Genomic DNA, 6,996 nt, shown 5'->3' on the forward strand with positions numbered 1-6,996 from the left:
CGGCACGTCAAGAAATATATATGGAGTTTTTAAAGAACCTCCCCGGAGCGGGGAGCGGTCAGCCTGTGACCTGCTCCACTTCCGGTATGGGTTTGAGATTAAAATGAATTTCGATAGAAATGTGTCTTGTCTTATCGCTGCCTATGGTTTCATGGACAACGATTTCTTTAATCAGGCGGTTTAAGGTGGAAGCGTCCAGTTCGGTGATGTCCCGGTATTCCTGTATGGATTCCACCCACTGCCTTGCGTCCACGGCAAGCCGGATTTCATCGGCAAGGTGCTTCCTGCCTTTCTCGACTTTTGCCTTTAATTCCGCCTGTTCCTTCTGCGTCTTTTCCAGCAGGAGATTGAAGTTTGCGTCTGTGATTCGTCCGGCAACCATGTCCTCATAGAGCCGCAGCACCATCTTTTCCAACACTTCAATCCGTTCCTCGTCTTTGGCAAGGGTGCGCTCCATCGCTTCCCTCTGGCCTTTCTGCTCGGCTTCGCAGGTGTCGGTCAGCCGCCCGGCCACCGCTTCACTGTCGGTCAGGGCAGCGGCGGCGCACTCCCGGATTTTATTCAGCACAAGGGCATAGAGCGTGTCATAATCAATCCGGTGCTGGGTGCAGTGCTGTTTCCCAAAGGCATTGTAAGTCTTGCAGGAATAAATCCTTTGGGGGTGCTTGGCATTGGTGTAGCGGACAGTCAGGGACTTTCCGCACTCGCCGCATTTGAGAAGCCCGGCAAACAGGCTCGGCTCCCCGGACTGCCCCGGCCGCTGGCGGGATTTCAGCTTTTCCTGCACGATGGCAAAACTCTTTTTGTCTACCAGCGGCTCATGCGTCCCTTCCACCACAATCCAGTCCTCCGGCTTCTTGTCCCGGATAGTGCCGATTTTAAAGCGGTACTCGGTCTTTTGGGAAGCGACTGCACCGGTGTAGACGGGGTTCATCAGGATTTCTTTGATAACGGAGAAATCCCAAATATATTTCCCATTCTCCGGGTCTTTCTTCTCCCATTTGGTGCGGATGTTCCGGTGCCCACGTTTCCGGTTCCACCATGTGGGGCAGGGGTGCTTTTCTTCCTCCAGCCTGCGCCGGATGTAGTTGGGGCCGTGGCCGTCCAGCGCATACCCGAAAATCAGCCGGACAACCGGGGCGGTTTCTTCATCTACCAGCAGGCGGTTTTTATTCTCCGGGTCTTTCCGGTAGCCGAAAGGGGCAAGACAGCCGGTAAACTGGCCTTTCTGCGCTTTCAGGACATAGGAAGAATGGACTTTCTTGGAAATATCCTTGCTGTACATCTCGTTCAGGATATTTTTGAATGGCGCAATGTCATTGTTGTCCCGCATGGTGTCGATACCGTCATTCATGGCGATATAGCGCACGCCGTTCCTTGGGAAGAAGTCCTCGATAAGCTGCCCGGTCTGCAAGTAGTTCCGCCCTAACCTTGATAAATCTTTCGTAATGACAAGGTTTATCTGCTTCCGCTCAATGGCCTTCAACATCCGTTTCAGGTCGGGGCGTTCCATGTTCAGGCCGGTGAAGCCGTCGTCCTGATAGACTGCCGCAACCTCCCATCCCTGCTTTTCACAGAACTTTTCCAGCATATCCCGCTGAGATGAGATTTATCAAGGTGGTTTTCTGCAATTTATTTGATCCGGCATCTTTGCCACAGAAGTACACAACCAAGAGAATATACCTATTAACCGGCAGGTGTCTCATGGGAGACACCTGCCGGTCTACACAAATAGTAGAAGGATACTTTGCATCACAATAGAGAGCATCGAGATAACCGCCTTATGGATGTTTTCCGCTTTGAGCGAATTTACTTTACAAGAATAAAATCCAGACAGGATTGCCGAAATAAAGCAATTCATAATCGTTGGTAGAAGAATCGCAAGATGGCACATATAGAGCGAAATGCCTGACAAAATGCTTGTTGCACACAGCACAGAAGAAATTATTCCGGCGGATATAGCTTTTTCAGAAACTCGCTTTACAGCAGAGATACCCTGAATCTGCAAGATTTCATTCATCTTGCTTTTATTTTCAAGCAATGTTGAATACAGCACGAAGTAAATATTGGATATCGAAGGAATAGTGATACTCTTCGGCCTTTGTAATATCTATATCATAGCATACTTCTGTCTGCGGCTAATTCTGTTCGGCGCGAACATTTCCCTGAGAGAATATAAATGTAGTGTTTCTGATTAAAGCGTATACCCCGAGCGCCGGCGGTAGTACACTTTCAAACCGGCTTCCTCCGCTACGCCATCTGCTACGGCCTTTCCAGACACCTTGTCCAGATGCCCTGCAAGGTTTACGATTTTTATCTTCGCTTTTGCGCAAAGAAAAATTTCTCTTGCATATTATAAGTATTTCTATTATAATAGTGTTACTATATTTATATCTTATCACTCCAAAAGGGGGCAGGTTATGGCAAGAAATATCGCCCGGGACGAGAGAGAGGCAGAACGCAGGAAAAAGCAACTGCTGGAAGCAGGGCTTGATTTATTCTCCAGGCATGGAATTGAAGCGGTCAGTTTGCAGATGGTGGCCGAGACAGCGGATGTGGGCATCGCCACCCTGTACAAGTATTATCAGAACAAGCTGAATTTGGTGATCGCCATCAGCGCCGACATGTGGGAAACGGTGTGGAAGGAGGTCTTACAGGCCGTCGACCCGGAAGACCTGGAAAGCCGGAATGCTTATCAGCTGGTCGAGCTCTATTGTGATTCCATGCTCCGCCTCTACCGGGAGCGGCCGGAGGTTCTGCGCTTTAGCGCGAATTACAAAAGCTACATCTGCCGGGAAGGGGCGTCGGAGGAGCAGCTTGCGGTGCAGCTTGATGTACTAAAGCCCATAGGCATGCTTTTTCACCGGAAATATGAAGCGGCCAAGGCGGACGGCAGCATCCGCACCGATCTCCCGGAAGATGAATTGTTCACCACCATCACCCTGACCATGCTGGGCATGGCGGAACGGTACGCGCAGGGGCTCGTATGGGCAAACAACCGTACCGGCGACTATTGGAAGGAGCTGTCCCACCTGAAGGAAATGCTGCTGGCATGGGTCAGGGACACATCGAACTGAAAAAGCTCATGAAGGGGGTACCCCCTTCATGATGGGATGTTCCATCCCATCAAAACTTTGTCCACACGCCAATTATGAAAGAGGAAACAGAAATGAAGAAAAAAGCAATCAGTATTCTGCTGACGCTGGCCCTGTGCCTGAGTCTGCTGCCCGCGACGGCGCTGGCGGCGGGAAGCGTCTCATATCTGGACGCAAACGGCGATGCGCAGACCTGCGACAGCTACACCGAGGCAAAGAGCAGCGAGAACAGACCCAACTTCCAAGACGCCACTTGGGGCACAGACGGCGCCGATACATGGTATGTGGTGAATGGAGCGGTCACCATATACGGCGTCCTCAATCTCAAGGGCAATGTGCACCTGATCCTGACCGACGGATGTACACTTGCTGTCAAATCTTTTTTAGCCGTCAAAAAGAATTGCAACCTGACCATCTACGGGCAGAATGCTGGTACCGGCAAGCTGATCGCCACGGGCGGCGGCGAGTTTAACTACTCTTATGGAATATCCTTCGACAGTGGCGGCTCCCTTACCATCAACGGTGGCGTGATCGAGGCCAGCGCCGCCAACTCCAAAGACGCAGCAGGCATCAAGGCTACCTACGGCACCGTCACCATCAACGGCGGCTCCGTCACCGCCGGCAGCGCGAACGACGGCGCGGGCATTTACGTCAAGACCCTCAACATCAACGGCGGCACCGTCACCGCCACCGGCACTGGCAGCGGCGTGGGCATCAAAGGCTCCGCGGCCAGCAGCATCACCATCACCGGCGGCAATGTTACCGCCACCGCCGCCAGCGGCGCGGGCATCAGCGGCGGCACCATCACGATCAGCGGCAGCACCGAGGTCACCGCCACCGGCGCCGGCAGCGGCGCGGGCATCGATGCCATCTCCGCCAGCAATTCCAAAGGCAGCGTCAACATAGAAGGCAGCGCCAAGGTCACTGCCAAAGCCGGAGCCAGCGGCGGCGCAGGCATCAGCGGCGGTGAAATCAGCATCAGCGGCGGCAAAGTCACAGCCACCGGCGGCAAAAACGGCGCGGGCATCGGCGGCGGTAGCGACAGCGCCGGCGGCGAGATCACCATCAGCGGCGGCACCGTCGAAGCCACCGGTGGAGACAGAGGCGCGGGCATCGGCGGCGGCAATGGCGGCTCCGGCGGCAAGATCACCATCAGCGGCGGCACCGTTACTGCCACGGGCGGCATATATGCCGCGGGCATCGGCGGCGGCAAGACCGGCAGCAGCGGCACCATCGACATCAGCGGCGGCAAAGTCACAGCCACCGGCGGCGACCGATTCGGCGCAGGCATCGGCGGCGGCCAGCAAGGCTCCGGCGAAAGCATTACCATCTCCGGCAGCGGCGCTGTCACCGCCACCGGCGGCGACAGCGCCGCCGGTATCGGCGGCGGCTGGGGCGGCGACGGCGGCACCATCACCATCAACGGCGGCAAAGTCACTGCCAACAGCAGCGGCACCGTCACCGGCGGCGCAGGCATTGGCAGCGGCAGCAAAACCGATGGCACAGGCGGCATCATTACCATTACCGGCGGCACCGTCACCGCCAACGGCGGCAAAAACAGCGCGGGTATCGGCGGCGGCAGCAACGCCTCCGGCGGCGAAATCACCATCACCGGCGGCACCGTCAACGCCACCGGCGGCACCGCCGCCTATGGTGGCGGCGCTGGCATCGGCGGCGGCAGCAGCGGCTCCACAAACAAAGCAGGCGGCACCATCAAGATCAGCGGCGGCACCGTCACCGCCAATGGCGGCACTTCCAGCCAACAGACCGGCGCCGGCATCGGCGGCAGTGGCGGCAGCTTTGCAACCGACGGCAGCGGAAAAGCCGTCATTTATGCCAACAGCATCAGCGACCAGAGCGGCAAGGCAAGCTGGAGCGGCATCATCTTTGAGGGCAGCGACGGCGGCGTTTACGGTGCCCAGACCCTGAACAGTGCCTTTGAAGTGAAAAGCGGGGAAAACCTGCTGATCGACAAGAACGCCACCTTGAATGCTGGCAGCAACCTCACCAACAACGGCAATGTCTATGTGGACGGCACCCTGACCGGCGCGGTGGGCGGCAATGTGTATTACCGCCTGTTCCTCACAAACTGCACGGCGGCGGGTACGACCGAATATAAAAGCAATTCCTACGCAAAACAGGGGACGGCTGTCACCCTGACCCCCAACACCCCGCCCGACGGTCAGCGCTTCGACCATTGGAACGCGCCCGCCGGTCTGACCATCAACGCGGACAACAAATTCACCATGCCCAGTAAGGCGGTGGATATCTCTGCGGCGTACATCCAGGCGGTGCAGATTACGACCCAGCCCACTGCTCAGACCGTCACCTATGGCGCAGACGTCACCCTCAGCATTGCCGCGCAGAATCCCAGCGGCAATGCGACAGGAATTACCTACCAGTGGTACAAGGATAGCTCCGCACTGCCGGGAGAAACCTCGAACACGCTGACCCTGACCAAGCCCAACGCGGGTACATACCAATACCATTGCGCGGTCACCTATGATGGAATCACTATCAATAGTGGTTCGGCCACCGTCACGGTGAATAAGGCTGCCGGCAGCGTGACTATCACCGGCAACCCCGGCAAGACCTATGACGGACAGCCCGCTGTCCTGACAGAGAGCGGCTATACAGTTACCGGCGACGGAGCCGTCACCGTGGAGTATACGAAGCAGGGCGAAAACAGTTACTCCACCGCCGCCCCCACAAACGCGGGCGACTACACCGTCAAGGTCACCCAGGCGGTCGGCACCAACTATGCCGAAGCCTCCTCCACGAAGGACTTCACCATCAGCCCCAGACCGGTCACCGTATCCGGTATTACCGCCAACGGCAAGACCTATGACGGCAACACTGAGGCTACCTTGATCTATTCGGGCGTGACGCTGGCCGGCAAGCTGGGCAACGATACCCTGACCGTCACCGCCACCGGTACCTTTACGGATAAGAACGCCGCTGATGGCAAGACGGTCAACATCACTAATCTGACTCTGGGCGGCAGCAGCGTGGGCAACTACATTCTGGCGGCGGAAGGGCAGCAGGCCACCACCACCGCCATCATCAGCCCCAAGCAAGTCACTGTGACCATCCAGCCCAAGAGCAGCGCCTACGGCGCGGCCATCGCGGAGCTGACGGCTACCGACAATGGCATCGAGTCCGGGGACACCGGTGTCTACACCCTGTCTACCACCGCAACGCCTACCAGCAATGTGGGCAGCTATGACATCACCGGAACATCCAATTCCGGGAACTACAACTTTACCTTTACCGGCGGTACCAATGCCTACACCATCACCGCAGCGTCCCAGTCCGTCTCCGTCACCCTGGACGGCTGGACCTACGGCGATACACCCAACGAGCCCCAGATAAGCGGCGTTCAGGAGAACGGCACCGCCACCTACCGCTACAAGGTTCAGGGCGCTGATGACAGCACCTATGGAACCGAGAAGCCCACCGACGCGGGCAGCTACACCGTGAAGGCCACCATCGCCGCCACCGCCAACTATCAGCAAGATGTGGTTTACGACGATTTTACCATTGTACCCAAGGTTCTGACCGTCACCGGCCTGACGGCCACCGATCGGGTCTATGACGGCACGACGAATGTTACCCTGACCGGCGGTGAACTGTCCGGCATTGTGGCCGGTGACGAAGGACGGGTCACGGCCGCCATGCCCACCACCGGCACCATCGCGAACGCCGATGCAGGCAATGGCAAGCTCGTTACCTATGCCACTATTGACCTGACCGGTGACAAGTCGGAAAACTATGCCCTGCGCCGGCCCGAGGTCACCGTGAACATCTCCAAGGCTGATCCCAACGTGGGTGAGGTCAGCTATTCGGGCGACACCATCTACACCAGTACCCCGCTGAACAGCATCACTCTGAGCAAGACCGG

The 6,996-nt window shown here is 57.0% G+C and carries 2 protein-coding genes and 1 pseudogene; 2 read left to right on the forward strand and 1 reads right to left on the reverse strand.

Annotated features, from left to right (window positions below; translation table 11 throughout):
• Nucleotides 1-58 precede the first annotated feature (58 nt).
• Nucleotides 59-1,609 (reverse strand): annotated as a pseudogene (locus tag ACTQ34_RS13015) (recombinase family protein); the annotation flags it as partial.
• An 811-nt stretch (nucleotides 1,610-2,420) separates the two neighbouring features.
• On the opposite strand from ACTQ34_RS13015, the gene ACTQ34_RS13020 reads away from it, so the two are divergent.
• On the forward strand, nucleotides 2,421-3,077 hold the full coding sequence (locus tag ACTQ34_RS13020) for a TetR/AcrR family transcriptional regulator (protein WP_441364192.1): 657 nt from the start codon (nucleotides 2,421-2,423) through the stop codon (nucleotides 3,075-3,077).
• Between the two features lie 92 nt (nucleotides 3,078-3,169).
• The coding region (locus ACTQ34_RS13025) for a beta strand repeat-containing protein (RefSeq protein ID WP_441364193.1) at nucleotides 3,170-6,996 on the forward strand (3,827 nt) is incomplete at its 3' end.

Source organism: Agathobaculum sp. LCP25S3_E8 (assembly GCF_052117165.1).
In the GTDB taxonomy this organism is placed as follows: Bacteria; Bacillota; Clostridia; order Oscillospirales; family Butyricicoccaceae; genus Agathobaculum.

Excerpts from the sequence above, each read along its gene's own strand:
- ACTQ34_RS13020 (WP_441364192.1), top strand. The coding sequence starts at position 2,421 with ATGGCAAGAAATATCGCCCGGGACGAGAGAGAGGCAGAACGCAGGAAA.